General features: G+C 37.1%; 24 protein-coding genes. 14 read left to right on the top strand and 10 right to left on the bottom strand.

Features of this window, described 5'->3' with window-relative positions; translation table 11 throughout:
- Nucleotides 1-254 precede the first annotated feature (254 nt).
- Complete coding sequence (locus Q0W26_RS04620; RefSeq protein WP_298522904.1) at nucleotides 255-974, top strand: DUF4013 domain-containing protein; 720 nt, start codon at nucleotides 255-257, stop codon at nucleotides 972-974.
- A gap of 305 nt (nucleotides 975-1,279) precedes the next feature.
- Here the strand turns inward: Q0W26_RS04620 and Q0W26_RS04615 are convergent, their stop codons facing one another.
- Entirely contained in the window at nucleotides 1,280-1,522 is a 243-nt protein-coding gene (locus Q0W26_RS04615) for a DUF357 domain-containing protein (protein WP_292804750.1), read from the bottom strand.
- The gene (pgsA, locus tag Q0W26_RS04610; RefSeq protein WP_298522901.1) at nucleotides 1,519-2,085 is read right to left on the bottom strand and encodes an archaetidylinositol phosphate synthase; all 567 of its coding nucleotides are present in this window, start codon (nucleotides 2,083-2,085) and stop codon (nucleotides 1,519-1,521) included. Before pgsA ends, Q0W26_RS04615 begins: the two co-directional genes overlap by 4 nt.
- A 37-nt stretch (nucleotides 2,086-2,122) precedes the next feature.
- Between pgsA and Q0W26_RS04605 the strand changes: the two genes are divergently transcribed.
- Complete coding sequence (locus Q0W26_RS04605) at nucleotides 2,123-2,704, top strand: L-threonylcarbamoyladenylate synthase (RefSeq protein ID WP_298522898.1); 582 nt, start codon at nucleotides 2,123-2,125, stop codon at nucleotides 2,702-2,704.
- A gap of 18 nt (nucleotides 2,705-2,722) precedes the next feature.
- Here Q0W26_RS04605 and Q0W26_RS04600 read toward each other — a convergent pair whose 3' ends face one another.
- Entirely contained in the window at nucleotides 2,723-3,709 is a 987-nt protein-coding gene (locus Q0W26_RS04600) for a hypothetical protein (RefSeq protein ID WP_298522895.1), read from the bottom strand.
- An 88-nt stretch (nucleotides 3,710-3,797) separates the two neighbouring features.
- On the opposite strand from Q0W26_RS04600, the gene radB reads away from it, so the two are divergent.
- The 4 genes from radB to Q0W26_RS04580 are packed head-to-tail and all read left to right on the top strand — an operon-like array spanning nucleotide 3,798 to nucleotide 6,840.
- A complete protein-coding gene (gene radB / locus Q0W26_RS04595; protein WP_298522892.1) occupies nucleotides 3,798-4,502 on the top strand; it encodes a DNA repair and recombination protein RadB in 705 nt (234 codons plus the stop codon).
- A 57-nt stretch (nucleotides 4,503-4,559) separates the two neighbouring features.
- The gene (locus Q0W26_RS04590; protein ID WP_298522889.1) at nucleotides 4,560-5,732 is read left to right on the top strand and encodes a pyridoxal phosphate-dependent aminotransferase; all 1,173 of its coding nucleotides are present in this window, start codon (nucleotides 4,560-4,562) and stop codon (nucleotides 5,730-5,732) included.
- Nucleotides 5,729-6,466 (top strand): DUF362 domain-containing protein, encoded by a 738-nt coding sequence (locus Q0W26_RS04585; RefSeq protein WP_298522886.1) that lies wholly within the window; start codon nucleotides 5,729-5,731, stop codon nucleotides 6,464-6,466. Before Q0W26_RS04590 ends, Q0W26_RS04585 begins: the two co-directional genes overlap by 4 nt.
- Nucleotides 6,463-6,840, top strand: coding sequence for a putative zinc-binding protein (locus Q0W26_RS04580; RefSeq protein WP_298522885.1), 378 nt, complete (start codon nucleotides 6,463-6,465; stop codon nucleotides 6,838-6,840). Before Q0W26_RS04585 ends, Q0W26_RS04580 begins: the two co-directional genes overlap by 4 nt.
- A 12-nt stretch (nucleotides 6,841-6,852) precedes the next feature.
- On the opposite strand, the gene Q0W26_RS04575 is transcribed toward Q0W26_RS04580, so the two are convergent.
- On the bottom strand, nucleotides 6,853-7,674 hold the full coding sequence (locus Q0W26_RS04575) for a nicotianamine synthase family protein (RefSeq protein ID WP_298522883.1): 822 nt from the start codon (nucleotides 7,672-7,674) through the stop codon (nucleotides 6,853-6,855).
- Nucleotides 7,675-7,822: 148 nt separating this feature from the next.
- Nucleotides 7,823-9,601 carry a ribosome biogenesis/translation initiation ATPase RLI gene (locus Q0W26_RS04570; RefSeq protein ID WP_298522881.1) on the bottom strand — a complete coding sequence of 593 codons (1,779 nt, stop codon included), beginning with the start codon at nucleotides 9,599-9,601 and terminating at the stop codon, nucleotides 7,823-7,825.
- Between the two features lie 228 nt (nucleotides 9,602-9,829).
- On the opposite strand from Q0W26_RS04570, the gene Q0W26_RS04565 reads away from it, so the two are divergent.
- From Q0W26_RS04565 to Q0W26_RS04540, 6 genes are all read left to right on the top strand, one after another.
- Nucleotides 9,830-10,663, top strand: coding sequence for a hypothetical protein (locus tag Q0W26_RS04565; protein WP_298522878.1), 834 nt, complete (start codon nucleotides 9,830-9,832; stop codon nucleotides 10,661-10,663).
- Between the two features lie 8 nt (nucleotides 10,664-10,671).
- The gene (pth2, locus tag Q0W26_RS04560) at nucleotides 10,672-11,010 is read left to right on the top strand and encodes an aminoacyl-tRNA hydrolase (protein ID WP_298522877.1); all 339 of its coding nucleotides are present in this window, start codon (nucleotides 10,672-10,674) and stop codon (nucleotides 11,008-11,010) included.
- Nucleotides 11,011-11,055: 45 nt separating this feature from the next.
- Nucleotides 11,056-11,730: a delta 1-pyrroline-5-carboxylate synthetase gene (locus Q0W26_RS04555; RefSeq protein ID WP_298522875.1), complete on the top strand. Its 675-nt coding sequence runs from the start codon at nucleotides 11,056-11,058 to the stop codon at nucleotides 11,728-11,730.
- Nucleotides 11,727-11,888, top strand: coding sequence for a zinc finger domain-containing protein (locus Q0W26_RS04550; RefSeq protein ID WP_292782670.1), 162 nt, complete (start codon nucleotides 11,727-11,729; stop codon nucleotides 11,886-11,888). Before Q0W26_RS04555 ends, Q0W26_RS04550 begins: the two co-directional genes overlap by 4 nt.
- 23 nt (nucleotides 11,889-11,911) lie before the next feature.
- On the top strand, nucleotides 11,912-12,181 hold the full coding sequence (locus tag Q0W26_RS04545) for an elongation factor 1-beta (protein ID WP_298522873.1): 270 nt from the start codon (nucleotides 11,912-11,914) through the stop codon (nucleotides 12,179-12,181).
- A gap of 506 nt (nucleotides 12,182-12,687) precedes the next feature.
- Nucleotides 12,688-13,407 (top strand): DUF4012 domain-containing protein, encoded by a 720-nt coding sequence (locus tag Q0W26_RS04540; protein ID WP_298522871.1) that lies wholly within the window; start codon nucleotides 12,688-12,690, stop codon nucleotides 13,405-13,407.
- Between the two features lie 22 nt (nucleotides 13,408-13,429).
- Here Q0W26_RS04540 and Q0W26_RS04535 read toward each other — a convergent pair whose 3' ends face one another.
- Both Q0W26_RS04535 and Q0W26_RS04530 read right to left on the bottom strand, forming a co-directional pair.
- Nucleotides 13,430-14,308, bottom strand: coding sequence for a type II secretion system F family protein (locus Q0W26_RS04535; protein ID WP_298522870.1), 879 nt, complete (start codon nucleotides 14,306-14,308; stop codon nucleotides 13,430-13,432).
- 41 nt (nucleotides 14,309-14,349) lie between these two features.
- Nucleotides 14,350-15,777, bottom strand: coding sequence for a CpaF family protein (locus Q0W26_RS04530; RefSeq protein WP_298522869.1), 1,428 nt, complete (start codon nucleotides 15,775-15,777; stop codon nucleotides 14,350-14,352).
- Nucleotides 15,778-16,001: 224 nt separating this feature from the next.
- Between Q0W26_RS04530 and Q0W26_RS04525 the strand changes: the two genes are divergently transcribed.
- Nucleotides 16,002-16,808, top strand: a complete 807-nt coding sequence (locus Q0W26_RS04525; RefSeq protein ID WP_298522867.1) for a methyltransferase — start codon at nucleotides 16,002-16,004, stop codon at nucleotides 16,806-16,808.
- Here Q0W26_RS04525 and Q0W26_RS04520 read toward each other — a convergent pair whose 3' ends face one another.
- Genes Q0W26_RS04520 through Q0W26_RS04510 form a run of 3 tightly spaced genes read right to left on the bottom strand, consistent with a single transcriptional unit; the run spans nucleotide 16,809 to nucleotide 19,111 of the window.
- On the bottom strand, nucleotides 16,809-17,078 hold the full coding sequence (locus Q0W26_RS04520; protein ID WP_298522866.1) for an STAS-like domain-containing protein: 270 nt from the start codon (nucleotides 17,076-17,078) through the stop codon (nucleotides 16,809-16,811). It abuts the gene before it with no gap.
- Nucleotides 17,075-17,848, bottom strand: a complete 774-nt coding sequence (locus Q0W26_RS04515; RefSeq protein ID WP_298522864.1) for an ATP-binding protein — start codon at nucleotides 17,846-17,848, stop codon at nucleotides 17,075-17,077. Before Q0W26_RS04515 ends, Q0W26_RS04520 begins: the two co-directional genes overlap by 4 nt.
- A gap of 9 nt (nucleotides 17,849-17,857) precedes the next feature.
- Complete coding sequence (locus Q0W26_RS04510) at nucleotides 17,858-19,111, bottom strand: tripartite tricarboxylate transporter permease (RefSeq protein ID WP_298522863.1); 1,254 nt, start codon at nucleotides 19,109-19,111, stop codon at nucleotides 17,858-17,860.
- A gap of 199 nt (nucleotides 19,112-19,310) precedes the next feature.
- Between Q0W26_RS04510 and Q0W26_RS04505 the strand changes: the two genes are divergently transcribed.
- Complete coding sequence (locus tag Q0W26_RS04505) at nucleotides 19,311-19,919, top strand: hypothetical protein (protein WP_298522862.1); 609 nt, start codon at nucleotides 19,311-19,313, stop codon at nucleotides 19,917-19,919.
- The last annotated feature ends 43 nt before the right edge of the window (nucleotides 19,920-19,962 follow it).

Here is a 19,962-nt window from a genome sequence, read left to right as displayed (position 1 = left end):
AAAATAGAATAAATTATATTTAAATAAATAAAATTAAATATGCAATTTACTATAATTGGTTCTGCTGATTTGCATTTAATCCGCCCCATTTTGCTTAAATCATATGCTATAATGGGGAAACAATTGATAAAATATTGCATAAATTCCTTAAAATCCCAAATTAAACAATGTTAACATATATATAGTTTATTTAATAAAAATACAATATAACTCAATTGTAGAGTTTTTTATTAAATTAAAAAGGTGAATAATTTATGAATATAGGAGAAATAATTAGTGATGCTTTAGTATATCCTTTTAACAATATTAAAGCATTAGTCATATATGTAATTTTAGGAATTATAGGTGCTCTTATTGGAGGGGCTGCAATACTTAGTTTAGCAGCTGCTTTCAGTAGTACTGGTTTAGGCGGTGCTGCTTTCACAGGTTTAAGTATTGTAGGAATTATTGTTTTCATTCTTGTAATGTTTTTAATTTCAGGATACACTTTGGACGTTATCAAATACGGTATTGAAAGAAGAGATGACGGTCCTAGTATTGACATCGCAAGACAAATCTCAAACGCTATCAAATTAATCATTGTTGATATCGTTTACTTCATCATCCCTATCATTATCGCTTTCGTTTTAGGATTATTCCTCAGAGACTGGTTACTTATCATAATTAGTCTTATCTTATTCATTGTATTTGCTTTAGCTAACTTTATGGCTAAATGCAGATTAGCAAAAAGCGATAATTTAGGTGATGCTTTAGCTATTGGAGAAGCAATCGGAGACATTTCCAGAGTAGGTCTCGGCAGTATTATCGGAACCGTTATTGTTGTTGCAATTATTTTAATTGTTGTTTCACTTATTCTTGCTTGGATTTCCGGATTAAACGAAACTGTTGGTAATATCTTATTAGGTATCTTCTCTGTATACTTCATGTTCTTCTACAACAGAGCTATTGGTTTATTATACTCTAAAGCAGCATAATTAAACCACTTTTTTCTTTTTTTTCTTTTTTTTTTTTGTTAATGATAACTGACTCCCTGATGTGAGTGCAAAACCTTCTTTTATTTTGCTTTCAGCATTTATAATTTTAGCATTTGATGGCGATGTGTCCTTTTTAATTAATCGTTTTGTAATTCTGGTGATGTTCTATTCAGAATATTTGCTTTTTCAACAGACTAATCTATAGGATTTCTTTTAAAAATATTAAAAATTCAATGTTGTTATGGATAGGATTATCAATATGGCGTTTATAAATTAATTTGAATAATGATGCTTGAATGTATTAACTAGATGATTCCATGAATCATCCTCAATGCATCCAAAAGGCCGTGGCTGTATTCAATGCAGCCGAATGCAGTCCGCATATCTTCTTTTTCAAGATAATATTTGGAATCGTTCCAGTAGTCAACAGCCCTGTCATAGACCTCTTTTTCCTTTCCTTCAAAGGTAATGTCAGCCACCTGATTCAGGTTTCTTTCCAGTTTTGCAATGTCCTTTGCTATTTTTTCAGGACTTTCAAGTTCACTCATTTCAATTGCCTCCAAACGTGTAGTATTCTCTGTCCAACAGTGAAATATGATAAGATTACCAGGATGTAGATGATGTATGTAAAGTATATGTCTCCTGCAAAGTATCCGATTAATGCTCCAACCATTAGGATTACCATTCGGACCGCCCTTTCGGCTATTCCGATATTGCATTCCGCTCCCTGTGATTCCGCCCTTGCCCTCACATAGCTGACGCAGATTGCTGAATGGATTGCCAGAACTCCAACAAACCAGTCGCAGTATCCTCCAAATATGATTCCGATGTAGATTATTGCATCTGCAAACCTGTCCATTGTTGAGTCGAGAAACGCTCCGAACTTGGATGATCTGCCATGATATCTTGCAACTGCACCGTCAACCACATCAAGAAATCCTGAAAATAGAATTGCAATTGTTCCCAGTATTAACATGTGGTTTGCAAAGCCGTATGCCGCAAGAAGCGCAACAAATGGTGAGATTACCGTAACGATATTCGGATTTATGTTTAAGTGTTTAGCAAGCGGATTCAGTATTTTTGTCAATAGGGGTCTTAAACTTTGAAGCATAATTTATATTAGATATCTTATCCAATATAAAGTTATAATGAAAGTTCTAAAAACAGGCATTGATGAAATTGATGAGAATATCATTGGCGAAGCTATTGATGTATTGGCAAGGGGCGGCGTCATATTATATCCGACAGACACCGTCTATGGATTAGGCGCCAACATATTTGACAACAAGGCTGTTAAAAAGGTTTTTGAAATCAAACAGAGAAGTCCCTTAAAGCCATTGTCAATTCTGGTCAGCGATGTTAATGCCATTGACCTAGTTGCGAAGGTATCAATTGCCCAAAAAGAGGTCATCAATTCCCATCTTCCGGGACCCTATACATTCATTTTGGATAAAAGGAAAATAGTGCCGAGAGCGGTGACAAGCGGATCCAAATATGTTGGAGTCAGGGTGCCTGACAATCAGATTGCCTGCGGGTTGGCTGGCATTTTCCCGATAACCACAACCAGCGCAAACCTTTCAGACGAAGAGGTATTGTCAAATCCGGCAGATATTTTGGACCAATTGGAAATGGATGTTGATTTGGTTATTGATGTTGGCGATTTAGAATCAAATCATGCATCAAAAATCATTGATTTGACTCGCAGAAACCCAAAAATAATAAGAAAATAAAAAAAGAAAAGATTAAATTTAATCTCTTCTGCGCATTACGACTGCAACAACTGCAATAATCACAATTACGATAGCCAACAGGAAAATAGGATTTCCAACTGTTTTCATTATTGTGTCCTGAACTGTTGCATTCTGCGGTGTTTCGTTTGTTTTGTTTATGACCTTTGTATTGTTCTTGTGAATGAGGGTGGTGTTTGTCTCATTGACAATAACAACATTGGTCTTGTTCACGATGGTCTTGTTTGTTTCATTCACGACTGTTTCATCATCTGATTGTTCATCGTTTGTAGTATTTGTTTTTTTATCACTGTTTGCATCTGTTTTTTTATCAGTATCATTGATTAGTTCTCCGCCACTGGCCTCTCCTGTTTTCTCATTTGCAGCATTGTCTGTTTTATCGATTACTGTGTCATTTTCGACTTCACTTGTATTGACAATATCATCATCGCTTGAAGATAAGACGTCGTCATTAGGCACGGTTTTCATGGATACTTTGTATGCCAGACAGTCGGACACTCCATCATTTGCTGATTTCAAAAGCTCAAATTCGAATGTGGCCTCTGTAGTGTTGTCAATCTTCACCACTATTTTGTCATTGCTTATGTCGCCGGATTCGAATAATGTGTTTGCAGCATCATATTTCTTGTTTCCGTTGATGGCCTGTGAAACCGCATCTTCAATACTGTCTTGCTTTCCTGATTTATACCATTCGATTATTGCCCATTTCGCATTGTTTTCAACTTCTTCATTCTGGGTGTGTGTTGATGTGAATTTATCATCTACATTAACGCCGGTCTTTGTTGAATCAAGGCAAAATCCGGTAAACCCGTCGCTGAACTCAATTCCTTTATCCGTAAATGAAATCGGAATTATGTAATCCATCAAATCTTCAATTTCTTCACTGTATGTCGCATTGTCGGTGGTGTTATTGTCGGCTGCAACAACCACAAGACAGCTGAGTGAAAAAATCAAGACAATCAGTAATGTAATTATTTTTTTGTGCATATTTAATCACCTGGTTATTTGATAATATAACTTCACACTTAATAAAATTTTGTTAAATTATATATTTTATAAAAATAAATATAAACTCATGAAAGTATTAGCTAATTTTGAGGACAATCACAAAATCCCATCCAACTCCTCACTGGATGCACTGTTGGGAGGAGGTTTTGAAAAGGGAGTAATCACTCAAATATTCGGACCGCCAAGTTCCGGTAAAAGTAATATTGCCTTGGCTCTGGCCGTTAATGTGGCCCGAAATAATAAGAAGGTAATATATATCGATACGGAAGGGGGAATATCAATTGACAGAATCAAACAGATTTCAGGTCCGGACTTTACAAGAGTAGCTAATAATATCATAGTCTTTGAGCCAACCAACTTCCTTGAGCAGAATGATAATCTCAAGGCAATAGAGGTATGGCTTAGAAAAAACCACTCCGATGTGGATTTGCTTATTTTGGATTCTGCCGTTGCATTGTACAGGGTTGATGACATGAAATCATCCAAGCTCAATAAGGAATTGGGAAAGCAGATGGGAATTTTGTCTAAAGTGGCCCGTAAATATGATGTGGCAGTGGTTTTGACAAACCAGATTTACAATGCCTTTGATGATGAAGGAAACAGTGACATTAGGGCAGTTGGAGGAACAATCCTGCAGTACTGGAGCAAGGTCATAATCCAGCTGGATCGTGGCGATGCAGTAAACAAGCGTGTAGCCACTTTAGTTCGCCACAGAAGCATTCCTGAAGGAAAGCAGGTAACGTTTTCAATCACTTCAAGTGGAATTGTTTAAGTTACTTTTATTAATAATTAACAATAAATATTTACTTTGGAATTATTGCGTGATATTATGAGGGATAAGGATTTCGATATTAAAAACCCGAGAAAAAAGTTTCAAAAAACTGAAAGGGTGCCTCCGGAAGGCTATGAATGTGCAAATGACTTTTTTGAAGATATGTATATGGACAAGGACATGATATGGATGGGCCAGAACACCAACCATCTTCATGGAGATATTATAGCCGATGCCATGATTGAAGCCATAAAGGAAAAGACATTTTGCAGATATCCTGCCCCAGAAGGATTTTCAGAATTAAAACAGCTGATTTTGGACGATTTGGGCTTCAAGGACCTGGAAGTTTTGCTGACTTCAGGTGCAACCGAATCATTATACTTATGTATGCAGGCATTATTGGAACCTGAGGACAATGTAATCCTGTCAGATCCGGGATACTTCATCATCGGAGACTTTGCAAACAGGTTTGCCGGTGAAGTGAGATATGTTCCAATTTATTTTGAAGAGAATAACTATAAGCTGACTCCTGATTTGCTCAGGGAGAATATGGATGAGAATACACGTATGGTTATTTTAATCGATCCTTTAAATCCGTTAGGTTCCTCATACACTGAAGAGGAATTGAAAGAATTTGCAGAAATTGCAAAGGAAAACGACTTATACTTATTGCACGACATTACCTATAAGGACTTTGCAAGAGAGCATTTCCTTGTTGAAAACTATGCTCCAGGCCAGACATTGACAATCTACAGCTTTTCCAAGATATTCGGAATGGCAGGTTTAAGAATTGGTGGTGTAATATCATCAAAACCAATCATAGATGCCATCAAAAACGCTGTTGTAAACGACCTTGGAGTAAACATCATTTCCCAATACGGTGCAATCGCAGGTTTGAAATCAAAACCTCAATGGTTTGAAGAGATGAGGGAAACCTGCTTTGAAAACCAAAGGTTAATCAGTGAAATGATTGAACCTATTGAAGGGGTTTTCCTGCCTGTCTATCCGTCTGATGCAAACATGATGGCAGTCGATTTGTCCGGTGCAGGAATCAATCCGAAAGAAATGTCAAACTATCTGATTGATAAAAAACTGTTCACAAGGGAAGGGGAATACACTTCTGAAGACTTTGGAGACAGATACTTGCGTATAAGCTTCTCAATTCCAACAGAAGAAATCAAAGTATTCTGTGAAGAGTTCCCTAAAGCCGTTGAAGCTTTAAGAAAATGATTGATACTACTTTTGAGGGGTTTAGATACCATAAACCTCTACCTAATTTTTACAAAATTGAAAATCCTAAAAATCCCAAATCAGAAATTACTGAGGAATTAGTTGATGGATTGTTGGATTTGGCTTTAAGATATAATTTTTCAGGAATTAGCTATTCAAAATTATCCGATGATTTTAAAAAGGAGTTTGAAATTGATTTTGATAATGTAATAATCTTTAAGTTTTTGATGGGTGACGATTTGATTGAAATGGAACAGTCGCCTGAAAAATGCAGGCTGATGGATGAGGAATTTCAGGAATATGGACTTCACGTTTATGAATTTGCAGATTTCCTCAGAAAAAACGGATTTGCTGCAGAGTTGATTCATCCTTTGGCGGATGATTTGAGCATGAGAGCAATAGCCATGCAATCTAATGATTGTATGATTACACGAAGTAACATGTGTCTTTTCAAAGAGGGAATTACTGTTGGTTTTTTCATGATTCACACTTCAATTGAAAACTTGCCCTTTAAAGAGGAAAATGACATGCTGTGGGTTAAGGATTTCTGCTCCACATGCGGAGTTTGCATTGACAGATGTCCTGAAGGAGCATTCGATGAAGATGAGAACTTTTTAAGAAAGTTATGCACCGCCCACAGGGAAGGCTGCAATGAATGTCTTTTGAGATGTCCGTTTTACAAAAGGGGTTACGATAAAGTTAAAAAAAGATATGATAGGATGGTTAAAAAATGAGTGATAAAATAGCATTGGTTTCATGTAGCGGATTAAGTCCGCTTGGTTTGGTCGTAAGGGCAGCTAGTGTAGAGTTGGCTTTGGAAAACGATAATATTGTTGCGGCATGCATCACAGAATATTCAGCACAGCCTAACAGTTGCTCACCTATTTTGGATGATGCAAAAATCGTTACAATAACAGGGTGCGCCGATGATTGTGCATCAGTAATCCTGAATGAAAAGGATATTGATGCAATTAAAAACATTTCAGCAGATGCCGTTGTTAAAACCTTTGATTTAAATCCATTGGATGCTGTTCGTCTCGATGAAGATGGTGAGAAAGCTGTTGAGATTTTAAAAAAATTCATTCTAAAAGAATTGGAGAATATTTAATAATATCTCCTTTCATACTATTTTTCTAATTAAAACTGAAGTGTTGTTTGTTTTCCCAGTTGGCAATACCATGACTTCTTTATGGAATCTTCGTGTATCTTTTTCAAGGACAGGAGCATATAATATCGCTCTCATACCTGTGTATGTTCTATAAATTAAGGGAGTATTTTCATCTATGAATTCCCATATGTTTGCAAATACTCTTTCTTTCGGCTCAGCCAGTGCAGCCACCATCAGAATGTCGTATTCAAGATTTGCTATAGCATTTTCATCGCCGGTTATAATTTTTATATCTTCATCAAGGCCTAATCTTTTCAATACTTTTCTTGAAAGGTCTGCCACTTCTTCTTGCAATTCAATCCCAATGCATTTGCAGCCATAAACTTTGTTGAACATAATCAATGTCAAAGGTAGGGGTCCGCTTCCCAAAAAGACAAATGTCTTGTTTTCATTGAATTTCGCCAGTTGACTTTCATTATTGATCAGACCAATGTATCTATCATAAAAATGAAATGAATCCAATGTTTCGGTAGGATTGTCTGATTCCAAAATTTTAAGCGCATTTTCTGTCTCAAGCCTTGCTCCGATATATACGTAGAATTTGCGAATTAGTTTCAATGCTTTATTCATTTTTTCATCATCAAGAATGTGTTTTGCAGAATCAAAATCAATTTCCTTGTCGTGAGCTATGATTTCCACTTCATCCAATATTTCAATGATTTCGTAGATATTAATATCATCGAGTGCGGAATCTCCATATTTTTCTAAATCCCCATAACTTGAAAGTTTTTCAGCTATTTCAGCTATTGTTCCCCAATATTTATAACAACTCATCTTTATCACTTTTAAATTATGCTTGAATAGAAGTTTGTTGTTTAATCTATATTAAATTTTTTAAATTAGAAATGAAGTATTACTAAATCGTCAAAATCAGTATAAAAAGTAATACTTTTAAAAATGGGGTGATGGGGGAAGAGAATAGTTAATCTGATAAGTAGTAATATTCTCCTTTTTCTTTCTGTTCACGGTCTTTGAAACTGTCGAGTTTGTTGACCCTAGGCCTTTTTGTTTCCTTGTCCCTTCTGAATGTGATGTTGAGATTTCCTAAAAATTCGTTCATCGCATTTCTAAGGTCAGTTGGCTTTGATGCGTGACCGTTTAAACCAGGTTCTCCGTTGAACACCATTGCCCTGTCGGAAATGTAGTCGATAAATACGATATCGTGGTCTACAATCAGTGATGCCGCATTTCTGCTTTCAACCATCTTACGGATTACTCTGGCGGCAATCAGTCTCTGTTCAACATCCAGAAATGCTGTAGGTTCGTCGAAAAGATATATTTCAGCATCCTTTGAAAGTGTGGCTGCAATCGCCAGCCTTTGAAGTTCCCCTCCACTCAGGCCTTTGACAGGCTTGTCCAGCATATCATTCAATCCTAGAGGGTTCATGATTTCGCTTTCAAAGATTTTGCTTCCGAAACTAGGTGCGTTCATATATAAGAAGTCGCTGACACTGCCTTCAAAGTTGGTAACGATATATTGTGGTTTATAAGCGATAGTGACCTCTTCGTCGACCTCTCCGGTTGTAGGCTCTTCCACTCCGGCAAGTATTTTGGCGAATGTGGTCTTACCTATACCGTTTGAACCGAATGCAGTTACGATTTCATCATAAAATATTTCTCCTTCATCGGCAGTCAATGTGAATCCGTCGTATTCCTTGCTCAAGTCGGAATAGCTTGCAAGTGCATCCCCTTCATCTTCCGGTGTTGGAGGCCTTATTGTAAACTCGATAGGATTTCTTCTGATTCTGACGTTTTCCTCTGATAGGAATCCCTTGATGTATGCGTTGATACCTAATCTCACACCTTTTCTTCCGGACACTACTCCGTATCCTCCCGGTTGACCGTATAGGATATGGATGTTGTCTGACAATGCGTCCAGGGTTGCAAGGTCGTGCTCAATTACAAGAACGCTTTTTCCTTCCTCTGCAAGTGACCTGATGACTTTAACGGCATTCAGTCTTTGGGACACGTCAAGCCATGAGGTCGGTTCATCGAAGTAGTAGAAGTCACCTTCCCTCAGGACTGTTGCGGCAATTGCGACCCTTTGAAGCTCCCCACCACTCAGATTTTCCATCTTACGGTCAAGAACGTTTTCAAGCTGGAGCTCCTTTGTGACATATTCCAGCTTGTCCCTTTCATTGACCTGTGTAAGCAGGTCTTTTACTTTTCCTTTCACGATTTTCGGAAGCTTGTCGACCATCTGAGGCTTCAGAATTGTCTTGATGTTTCCTTCTGATAAATCCTTGAAGTACTTCTGAAGCGCTGAACCTTTATAATACTCAATGACATTGTCCCAGTTTTCAGGGGGATTCTCAAAGTCTCCGAAGTTCGGTATCAATGTTCCTGAGAGAATATTCATTATTGTGGATTTACCGATACCGTTTTGTCCTAAAAGCCCTAAAACAGTTCCCTCTTCAAGGCTTGGAAGGCCGAAGAGCTCAAACTGGTTTTGTCCGAATCTGTGAATCGGATCTTCTGCAGCTTCAGGCAAATTAATAATCGTAATTGCGTCAAATGGGCAACGGTTGGTACAGATACCGCACCCCTCACATAATTCTTCTGATATCAACGGTTTTTTTGTGCTCTCATCAACTACTATGGTGTCTTCGTCCATCCTGACACCAGGACAGTAATGTATGCAGAGATAATCACATTTTTTAGGTTGACATCTGTCTTTGTCTAAAATTGAAATACGTGTCATTATTATCTCCTTAAAAATATAATCATTAATAATTTTGTTTATTCTATTTAATTAAGGTATTGTAAAATTCAATTTTCTAAAATTGCTTTCACTTCGTAAAATTGCTCTAGGTCTGTAAAATTGTTGTGGGAAAAACAAATTATTTAAGTTAATATGCTTTGATTTTGATATAAATCATTTTTAACTATTTTCTACTAATTATAATCAATTAACTTTGGAGGTGTCATTATGGCGGAATTTCAGGAGGACTTGTTGTTCAAAAACGTGGCTGATGAGGATGCCCATATTCTTTTGGAGATAATGGGCATCAAGTCTGAAAATGTAAAATTATGGACTAAAGAACTAAGGCAACTAGATCCGACTACATACAAGCCGGATTTGATATTGGAATTGGATGAGGAGATTTGGATTATTGAATTTCAAAGCACTAAAGTTGACGATGACTTTTCAAGAAGGGCACATTCCTATGTTGCAATCACAGACCAACACAAGGAAAGTGACAAGGAGGTTAACTTGGCCGTGTTAAGCACGGATGAGGATTCAAAAATTGTTGTCTACAGATACAACAAATTAAATTCCTTTAAATATGAGGTTATCGGACTGAATAATTTGACCAGTAGCGAAATTATTAATAATGTTGAAACTAAACTTAAAAATAAAGAAATGCCAACTGGCAGGGATGTAGTTTTGTTATCGCTGGTTCCCTTAAGTAAAAAAGGTAAGGATATTGTCGTGTATATCTACAGAGTTATTGAAATCATTAATAGGTTAAAAAATTTATCTATTTCTCAGTTGGAACTGGCACTGGGAGTTTTGTGGTTAACAACTGACAAATTCGTTGAGGATGATTTGGAAAGGAATATTATTTGTGACAGGTTAGGTGATAGGATGAGTTTGATTGATGAGTATGGTGAAAACAAATATAAAAATGGAAAAGATGATGGGATGGAGCAAATTATTGTCAATTGGTTAAAATCTGGGGATGAACCAGAAATAATTGCTGAAAAATCTGGAGTTTCACTTGATAAGGTTCTTGAAATTAAGGAAAGGAACAATTTGTAGGCGTTATCATGAAACAGGTAATGATTGTCAGAACAGATTTGAAAATGCGCAAAGGGAAAATCGCAGCACAGTGCTGTCATGGTGCCATTGGCGCATATAAGAAATCCCCTGCAGATAAAATCAGAAAATGGGAAAATGAGGCCTATGCCAAAGTGGTTTTGAAAGTCCAGACCTTGGAGGAGTTGACTGCACTTAAGAAGTTGGCCGACGAAAAGGGCATTGCCAATTATTTGGTAGTTGATGCTGGAAGGACTCAGATACCTACATCAAGCGTTACAGTTTTGGCTCTCGGGCCTGATGAAGATGAAATCCTTGACGAAGTGACAGGGGATTTGAAACTTCTATAGTCAAAACCATCATTTAATGAAAGCTACTTTTAATTAAACAGGGTCGTGATTATCATCGTAAAACAGGTTGTAAAAATCGGGGGAAGCCTATTTCCAAATTATGCAATAGAATTGGCAAACAGGCTTGAAGGCACTGATTCATGCATTGTTCTGGGAGGAGGCGAGTTTGCAAATCTTATTCGCAAATACAACAGCGAACAACACTTCTCAGAAGAGGTAAACCACTGGACAGCCATCGATTGCATGGACATCATTGCAAAGCTTGTCAATGACAAGGTCGATTCAGCAAAACTTGCTTATTCGATAGAGGATGTCAATGTAATCTCAGAGGAAGGTTTGACTCCGATTTTTGTTGTTTCTGAATTTTTAAAGGTGGAAGATCCATTCGAATGCTCATGGGATGTGACTTCAGATTCGATTGCAGCATACATTTCACACCTTCTAAATGCAAACCTTTTAATAGTAACAAATGTAAATGGTATATATACCCAAGAACCGAAGGAGCCGGGTTCAACATTCATAAGTAAAATCGATGCAAAAACGTTACTAACTTTTCAGGAGTCATCGATTGATGTAATGTTACCTTCTCTTTTATTGAGGTTTGGGACTGATTGTTATGTTGTAAACGGAAAATATCCCGAAAGGGTGTTATCTCTTATAGATGATAATGTAAATGATTATAATTTCGATTACACACAAATAATAGGTGATATAAAATGAAAACTGTAGAATGTATTTCATGTAAACAAGAAATTCCATTAACAGGACCGTTCGTTGAATTCGAATGCCCTGAATGTGGAGCAAAAATAGCAAGATGCGAAAAATGCCGTACCTTTGGTCACGCTTATAAATGCGAATGTGGTTTTGAAGGACCATAAGTTTATAAAATGGAGGAATTAGAATGGGTGAAGTATTAACAACTATGAAAATTATGCCTGACAGTCCAGATATAGATTTAGAAGCTATTAAAGAAACTATCAAAAGTTCAATGCCTGAAGGTGCTGAAATTCATGATATTGCAGAAGAACCAATCGCTTTTGGTTTAGTTGCTATCATCTTAAATTTCATCACTGAAGATGGTGAAGGCGGATCTGAAGCTGTTGAAGAAATGGTTCAAGCCATTGAAGGTGTAGCCAGTATTGAAATCACTGGTGTTGGAAGATTGATGTAAGATCTTCCATTATTTCTTTTTTTATTTATTTTTTCCAATTTTTTTGTGATTCTATTTTTACTTAAATTTAGGTTTACCTAAAGATTTATATATGTCTTAGTACAACATTATCATTAGTGATAAAAATTAGGTCTACCTAAAAATCTAATTTTAATTGCTAATGTGATTTGATTGAATCAAATTACTTTCTCCAATTATTGCTGAATTGGTTTAACTCTCTTCTGATTCGGCAATGCATATAACTACTCTCAAGAAATTAAATAGGAATCCTATTTAATTTCACCTATCTTAATTGGTGTTATTTATGGCAAACAAAGCAAAATGTTGTGAAGTCAAAGAGGAATCCAAAGAGAAAAAATCAATATTTAAAAGATTATGGTGTTTCTTTTTTGGATGCAACTGTCATTAATTATTATTTTTTTCTTTTTTTTGTTTTCTTACCTTAAAATTTAAGTATATTGAATTAAAAATATATGTTTAGTATATAACTGAAAAAGGTAGGAATTATGGATAGGACAAAAAAGTTAATTATCGCGATTATTATTATTGTTTTAATAGGTCTTATTGCAATAATCGCTGGCGCACTATTCATCGGAAGTAACTCCGAACTTACTGAAGGTGACAAAAATATTTTAGTATGTGCCATCGATGAAAGTGAAAGAAGGCCAGGTATGGGGGCCTGTGACATGGCATTCATTGTCCATTTGGACAACGGTACTCTTAAAAATTATTATGCTGTTTATCCAGGGGGCATGACTCACCCGACAGCCGCAGAACCTGCGGAAGCACAAACACAGGGTGCTGGAGCCAGATTGCTTCTTCACGATGCATTTTGGAGTTCAAACAATGCTGAAGCAATGCAGCTTGCAAAGGAAATTGTCGAGTACAATACAAATACTCACATTGATTCCGTTGTGGCAGTCAATACCGAAGCATTGGATGCAGTACTTGCTGCCGCAGGGCCATTGGAAGTCAATGGAAGTCAAATGCAGGTAAGTGGTATTGATTTCATTCGTGAAGAGGATTGGGGTAACGGTGTCTCAAGAGGAGATGCAGTACTTGAAATCGTTAAGGCAGCAGCCAATGCAGCTAAAGACCCTGAAGTAAAGTCTGCAATGATAAATGCTGCAATTGACCAATACTCCAAAGGAAACATTGTAATGGACCAGCAAGGAGCATTCGTAGGATTATTGGCATCAAAAGGAATTGAAACCTTATTCGGTTAATTCCTTTCGATTTTTATTTTTTTTAAACATTCGGTTCTAATTTTTTAATGAACAGTCCCATAAACACTACAACCATCGGGAAAAACAATGAGTACATCACAAGTAGCATGCTTGATGAAATAACATCCCCCATTACCGTAGAGCCTGCCATCAGCATTATCAGACTGATTACCGGCGCTAGAATGGCAATGAAAGTATAAATCAAAATAAAAGAATTCAGCCTTTGGGAATATTCCTTTAACTTGATTTGCATTTCAAATGAAATGTCCTTTGCGATAATGTCAAGACTGTTGGCCAAATTTCCTCCGACTCTAAGAGTGCCTACAATCTGCTGTACCGCCCGTGTAAGGCCTTCAGAGTTGACCCTTTTAGACATTTCAAGCAACGAGTCTTCAGTGGATTTTCCGAATTTCACTTCCTCCAGAACTCTGTGGATTTCTTTTGAAAATGTGCCGTAATCGGCATCTCTGATTGTCACTAATGTGTCATGAAGGCCCTTTCCGGACTTCAGCTCTATTCCCATATGTCTTAATGCATAGGGCAGCTCCTGATTGAGGTCGGTATAGCTTTGCTGCTCCCTGATTTTCGGATAATAGATGAGGAATATGTAAAACATCACGACTACTGTTAAAAACATTCCTCCTACTTCAAATGGCCTTATGATAAACAGAAGAACTGTTAGAAGTATGACGAATTTTATCGAAGACTTTTTCATCATGACAGGTTTCAGCCGCTGGCGGATGTCTTCGAGAACGTCCTTTTCCATTTTAGGTATTTTTGGATTTGTTTCATAATCAAGCTTTGAAAATATCGCTTCGATAACGTCATTGTTTTTTGATTCCCTTTTCTTAAATATGTCTTTTACTGAAATGTTTTTGTAAAAGGAAACCAGACTGAGCACAATGCCTCCAACCAATATGAAAAACCTGTTTAAAATAGAAATCACCTTCCAAGAAGAATTCTGTTCAGCACTTTTTCACTGTCCTTGTAGTACAGGTCCAAAATGGCTTTCACATCATCAACTGAACGGATGTCCTGCTTGACCATGTGGTTCAATACGGTTTGCCTGTTTTCAATTTCCCTTCCAAGGTCATTGATGGACCTTCCGCTCAAATTTGCAATCTGGGACAGGGTCTTGCTTGACACGCTCACGTTCTCTATTTGGTCAGTTTCCGGATTCCATTCGAAAATCTTGTTCAGCTGAACAACGCCCTCTTCTATTCCGACCACCTCTGCCACTTCGCTGATTCTTCTGAAAGAGACTCCGGAAGGAGTATAGATTCGGTTCTGCATTATGATGAAATCTATTGCACCAATCATTATCTTCGGAACGGACATAGGTTCGTTTGTCAATCTTGTTATTGTCTCTCTTGCATCATTGGAGTGAAGTGTTCCAAATCCTGAATGGCCAGTGTTCAGGGCGGTAAAAAGGGTAATGGCCTCGTCGGCTCTAACTTCTCCAACGATTATTCTGTCAGGCCTTTGCCTAAGAGAGTTTTTAACAAGGTCGTTCATTGTCAGCTCCCCTTTGTTTTCGATGTTTGCCGGTTTTGTTTCCATTCTGATGACGTGCTCATGAGGAATTTGCAGCTCCAGTGTGTCTTCTATTGTAATGATTCTCTCTTTCGGATTGATGAATGCGCAAAGGGCGTTCAGTGTTGTTGTCTTACCTGAACTTGTTCCTCCGGATATTATTGCATTTGCGGATTTCACGCCCAGTCCGTCGAAGCACAGCCATAAAAATGCGGCCAGCTCAACTGAAATTGTTTTGGAATTAATCAGGTCAATCACGGTCAGAGGGTCCTTTTTGAATTTCCTGATTGTTAATGTGGGGCCATCTGCAGATGCGGGAGGTATAGTTGCATTTATTCTTGAGCCGTCTACAAGCCTTCCGTCTAAAATCGGTGTTTCCTGATCAATTCTGCGGTTGATTTGCCTTGCGATTGAGTCGATTAAATCTGTAAGTTCCTTTTCGTCGTCGAATCTGATGTTTGTCTTCATCATGCCGTATTTTCTGTGGTAGACAAAGACAGGCTTGTCTATTCCGTTGATCATGATTTCCTCCAAATCGTCATCCTGAATCAGAGGGTCGATTTCACCATATCCGATAATGTCCCTGAGCAGCTTGAGTGACAGGGTATCCAAATATTCATTTGTGAGCTTATTATTTTGAGGGTCCTGTGACAGCCTTGCAAATAAAAAGCTCCTGATGTCATTCAGTAGCTTGTCTTCATTCGGCTGGAAATTTCCGCCTGATGATATGGCCAGGTCAACTAAATTTTCACGAAGTTCTCCTAAAAGCAATTTTTCCTTAGGGCTGTAATTTTGTCTGACAACGTCATATTGTGGTATAATCTCATTATTGCTCATATTTATCACTTTTTTCGATTTTTTAGTTGATTTAACATTGGCGTTGCTTATTTATAAATTTTTTATTTCCTGCGAAAGCATATATACTAGTATAAATCAATATTATATTGTAAAGGCAATTTTGAGGTGATTTTATCATAGATATTGACGAAAAAATTAATTCCCTAAATGAATGTGAAAACTGCAAAGACATCCAAATCAAGAAATTCTCTCCGCTAAAGGATTTGATAAACTTTGATGACTATGACGGGGAATACATGAGGTGCAGTTGCGGGAAAAGGCCGTTGGATATTGTGATGAGTCACATCCTGAAGATAATGATAGAATGTGAAATAGTTCCCGACAAGGCAACGCTCAGGCGAAACTCTCCGGTTCCACTGTCTGATTTCTATTTCAGCAGTCTAAACCCTCAGTTCATCCAGGAAAACACCTTGATATTGCTTCATCCGGATTTTACTGAAGAAGTCGCATTGAAATTGGCCGATGAAGTTCCGGAAGTGAAATGCGTTTTAAGGGGAAGTCCTCAAAATGTAGTTGGAAAACTGGACAGGGATTCTCAGATAAATCACTTTGAAATTTTGGTAGGCGATGACACTCAAATCAACGTGATGAGAACATTGCTCGGCGAAAAGATAGTTCTTGTCAAAAATCAGTCAAGACACCACATAGAAGTGGCAATGACAACCGAAGACAAACTTGTCAGGCTGCACAATTATCTGAAAAACAACGATATCAAGAAAGGCACAGCCATTGACGCAATGTGCGGTTTGGGAGCGCTTGGAATTTATTTATTGAAATTTGGATTTGAAAAGGTAATATTCAATGATGCCAACCCTGAGATGATTGAGGCGCTTAAAAACAACCTTGACATTAACGGTATTAAAAATGGATTTGAAATCCACAACGATGCATTTGAAGATTTGGATGCGGGTCATGTGGATTTATGTGTCATTGATGCGTTTCCTGGAGTTGACATTTCTGAAATTAAAGAAAAAGCAGAAAAAATAGCAGATAATGTAGTTATTATCTAGCTATAAACAACTTTTTTTAAAGTCATCTTCAACAACGTCCAACAACATTTTTATTGAATCGTCCATGTTGATTTCTTTAATTTCAATTTTTGAACTGTGCTTTTGAAAAACGTACTCTTGAGCAAATGATCTGCTCATAAATTCGATGTTTTCAAAATTTAGGGTTACTGAAGATTCGTTTTTTATCTCATCAAAAAGTTTTTTTGCTGTAGGTCCTACACCTAACTTTTTGGAATATTTCTCTTCAAGATTAATTTCTAATTCGCTCATTCTTCCACTCCTTGAATTTTATTTATTTTTTCATATTTTAAATAGTTATAGATGTTCTCAATTTTTTTATTTGGAATTTTTAGGATTATAAATGTTCCAGCAATTTCGTATCTGTTTTTGCAGGTTTCTATTCCATCAGAATTGATTAAACAAATGCCTTTTCCTGAAGCTATTAACATCTCTCCTTCGAATCCTAATGTTGTAATTCTGGCACTGGAGTTCAATCCTCTTCCATGCAATTTGTATTTTTCTTTATCGGTGGTTTTACCGTTCAATGCTTCAAAAATAGCATTGCAATCATCTTCAAATTTTATTGAATCTTCTTTAAAACTTCCAGGAATTCCAATTCCATCATCAATAATGCATAATTCAATAATTTGATTGTTTTCAGTAGTATTTATTTGAATATATGCATTTTTGAATTGTGAATGTTTGTAGATATTGATTAGAAGTTCATAAAGTAAAAAATTGATGCTTTGTATGTCTGAATCTTGTGGGAGATTATCAATGATAACGTCTGTAAATTCAGATAGGTACTCTTCAATTTTTGTTGAATCATTTAGGAAATTATTCATTTCGTAAAATTTTAGTTTTTTAATGTCTTCTGAACTTAAATCCAATATTTCACTAAGTTTTTCTTCACTAAATTTCTCTTTAATGTTCTGATTTTGTATTAATGGAAGTATTGTCAATTTATTCGGATTGACAATAACTCTATTCTCAATGTCGTAATTTAATTTTTTAATTTCTTCTTTTAATGAATTTCTCATTTAAATCACCTAAATAAACATCTGCATGTAAATGACAATAGCTGGAATGATTAAGATCCCCATCAGATGGGATTTGCCGACGCCAATGTAGTGCGGCAGCATTCCCATTGCGGTTGAGGTAATCAGAGCTAAGGTCATATATCCGAGCGGGGCCTTGTAATAAAAGATGAAGATGTACAGGATCAGTATCTGGAGCATAATCACTCCGATTGATAGTTTCCTGTAGTCAACACCGCCCATCAGTCTAGAAAAAGAATCGCCCAGTTTCAAGGAAAGCACCAATGAAATGGAAACTGCCACTAATGATGCGAAAATGAAAATCGCCAGATGATTCAGGTTCATCTCGGAAATCAGATATGACATGTAAACTGCTATTCCGCTTCTTGGATTTCCAATGATGTATATTGCAATCAGCGAAAACAGGCAGTCCGAAACGTTCAGTCCTGATGTCGCCAGAAGGAAATTCACAGTATCGTCATCGTCATTGTCGTTTGTGCCACTTGCAGCCTGTGCTATAACAGTTCCCTGTGCGGGGCCGAACCCTGGAAGGAATCCCAGTATGGCTCCGGTAATTCCTCCTGCAAATATGCTTTTGAACTTGTCGAAATCCAGATTGAGTTCGTAAAACGGATTTTGATGTGGTATTGTCGATGAATCATTCAGGCTGAAGAGTATTGTACTTATTCCGAAAAGACCTGAAAAGGTGCACATTAACGTCACGCCTGACGAAATTGGGGTCTGAAAGATAATCCAACCCAAAATTCCTGAAAGGACAAACAAGAGAAGGGACCATAGGAAATCCCTCCTGTTTCCTGTTAGGCGGTATGTCAGATATATTGATGCAACAAGAAGTATTGTCCATGTAAACGGCTTTGAAATGTCATGCAGAATGGGCAGAAGTATTGCAAAAACCGGAAGCATCACTATGGTCACGATAATTGCTCCAAAGCCACCTACAGAGACGATACGTATGACTTCCTTTGACCGTCCCTGAAGAACCATTCTGTGTCCTGGGAGGATGGAAGTGGCTGTGCCTTCCTGAGGGACTCCCAAAAGCATTGACGGAACGAATTCTATCAGTGCATGTGCTATTGACATTGAAACCATAAGAACGCAAAGAAATTCAGGAGATAGAAACGTCAAAAGAAATGTGGAGGACGCAAATAGGATTGCGCCGGCCGTATTGACGTGTATTCCAGGTATCATTCCGGTTGTGGTTCCAATGAGTATTCCTATAAAACAAGCAATAACTAATTCTATCATAGCTATTAATTGTATTAACTTTAATTTATAGTTTGTTTAAGCCATAAGGTAAAATTGATGCGATTTGGTAAAATTGAAGTCATCTCGTAAAATTGTTGTGGTAATGTGGAATTGTAGTGGCAGTGTAAAATTGACGGCACTTGGTAAAATTGTTCTGGGACAATAATTATAAATGTGTGTAAACTGTTAATATATTATCATGTCAAAACCAAAAAATATCCTGATAATTATTGTGATAGTATGTGTACTATTCCTAATTAGGAGCTTTATTTTCGGGTCTCTGGTTCATCTGGTCATTCCACCGTCTCATGCATCATATTCGGATAAGGTAATTGAAGATATCGGAGGGGACGATTTTTTGGTTGCAACATTGGACAGCTGTCTGAAAATCGACGAAAAGGACATTCCAGACGGTAATTTCACAGGAACTTATGGAACATACGGATATTACGATGCAAAAAACATATCCTATGTGACTTATAATGGTCTGCGGGGATATATGATTGTTTGGAAAACGAGTCAGGACAATTACGATGAATTCAACAATGATGATGTAAACATGTATATTTCCGACTATGCCAAGGACGGCAAATCAAAATGCTTCATTGAGTACTCCTATGAAAGCAAAGATGTTTACGGGATAATTCTTGGAACAGACAATATATGGTATGGTGAAAGTGATTTGATGTATGAAATTCTTGATTTGAACTCATCAGGTTTTAAGATGTCATATACTACAATCTATCCCACAGGCACATCAGGCGGCTTTTTCTGGTTCTCAAAATCATTATCATACTGTAGTTGGTGACAGGTATTCATTGTCAAGAAGCGATCCAGGTGCATATTACGAC

Origin of the sequence: uncultured Methanobrevibacter sp. (assembly GCF_947169325.1) — an archaeon.
GTDB lineage: Archaea > Methanobacteriota > Methanobacteria > Methanobacteriales > Methanobacteriaceae > Methanocatella.
The sequence above is the reverse complement of the archived record's forward strand: the minus strand, read 5'-3'. Positions and strand labels throughout refer to the sequence as shown.

What these genes read in the sequence shown, in the direction of transcription:
- Q0W26_RS04515 (WP_298522864.1), bottom strand. Translation starts at nt 17,848, where the DNA reads ATGAGAAATTCATTAAAAGAAGAAATTAAAAAATTAAATTACGACATT.
- Q0W26_RS04615 (WP_292804750.1), bottom strand. Translation starts at nt 1,522, where the DNA reads ATGAGTGAACTTGAAAGTCCTGAAAAAATAGCAAAGGACATTGCAAAA.
- Q0W26_RS04505 (WP_298522862.1), top strand. Translation starts at nt 19,311, where the DNA reads ATGTCAAAACCAAAAAATATCCTGATAATTATTGTGATAGTATGTGTA.
- radB (WP_298522892.1), top strand. Translation starts at nt 3,798, where the DNA reads ATGAAAGTATTAGCTAATTTTGAGGACAATCACAAAATCCCATCCAAC.
- pth2 (WP_298522877.1), top strand. Translation starts at nt 10,672, where the DNA reads ATGAAACAGGTAATGATTGTCAGAACAGATTTGAAAATGCGCAAAGGG.
- Q0W26_RS04590 (WP_298522889.1), top strand. Translation starts at nt 4,560, where the DNA reads ATGAGGGATAAGGATTTCGATATTAAAAACCCGAGAAAAAAGTTTCAA.
- Q0W26_RS04605 (WP_298522898.1), top strand. Translation starts at nt 2,123, where the DNA reads ATGAAAGTTCTAAAAACAGGCATTGATGAAATTGATGAGAATATCATT.
- Q0W26_RS04565 (WP_298522878.1), top strand. Translation starts at nt 9,830, where the DNA reads ATGGCGGAATTTCAGGAGGACTTGTTGTTCAAAAACGTGGCTGATGAG.
- Q0W26_RS04620 (WP_298522904.1), top strand. Translation starts at nt 255, where the DNA reads ATGAATATAGGAGAAATAATTAGTGATGCTTTAGTATATCCTTTTAAC.
- Q0W26_RS04575 (WP_298522883.1), bottom strand. Translation starts at nt 7,674, where the DNA reads ATGAGTTGTTATAAATATTGGGGAACAATAGCTGAAATAGCTGAAAAA.
- Q0W26_RS04550 (WP_292782670.1), top strand. Translation starts at nt 11,727, where the DNA reads ATGAAAACTGTAGAATGTATTTCATGTAAACAAGAAATTCCATTAACA.
- pgsA (WP_298522901.1), bottom strand. Translation starts at nt 2,085, where the DNA reads ATGCTTCAAAGTTTAAGACCCCTATTGACAAAAATACTGAATCCGCTT.
- Q0W26_RS04580 (WP_298522885.1), top strand. Translation starts at nt 6,463, where the DNA reads ATGAGTGATAAAATAGCATTGGTTTCATGTAGCGGATTAAGTCCGCTT.
- Q0W26_RS04600 (WP_298522895.1), bottom strand. Translation starts at nt 3,709, where the DNA reads ATGCACAAAAAAATAATTACATTACTGATTGTCTTGATTTTTTCACTC.
- Q0W26_RS04530 (WP_298522869.1), bottom strand. Translation starts at nt 15,777, where the DNA reads ATGAGCAATAATGAGATTATACCACAATATGACGTTGTCAGACAAAAT.
- Q0W26_RS04545 (WP_298522873.1), top strand. Translation starts at nt 11,912, where the DNA reads ATGGGTGAAGTATTAACAACTATGAAAATTATGCCTGACAGTCCAGAT.
- Q0W26_RS04570 (WP_298522881.1), bottom strand. Translation starts at nt 9,601, where the DNA reads ATGACACGTATTTCAATTTTAGACAAAGACAGATGTCAACCTAAAAAA.
- Q0W26_RS04510 (WP_298522863.1), bottom strand. Translation starts at nt 19,111, where the DNA reads ATGATAGAATTAGTTATTGCTTGTTTTATAGGAATACTCATTGGAACC.
- Q0W26_RS04520 (WP_298522866.1), bottom strand. Translation starts at nt 17,078, where the DNA reads ATGAGCGAATTAGAAATTAATCTTGAAGAGAAATATTCCAAAAAGTTA.
- Q0W26_RS04585 (WP_298522886.1), top strand. Translation starts at nt 5,729, where the DNA reads ATGATTGATACTACTTTTGAGGGGTTTAGATACCATAAACCTCTACCT.
- Q0W26_RS04540 (WP_298522871.1), top strand. Translation starts at nt 12,688, where the DNA reads ATGGATAGGACAAAAAAGTTAATTATCGCGATTATTATTATTGTTTTA.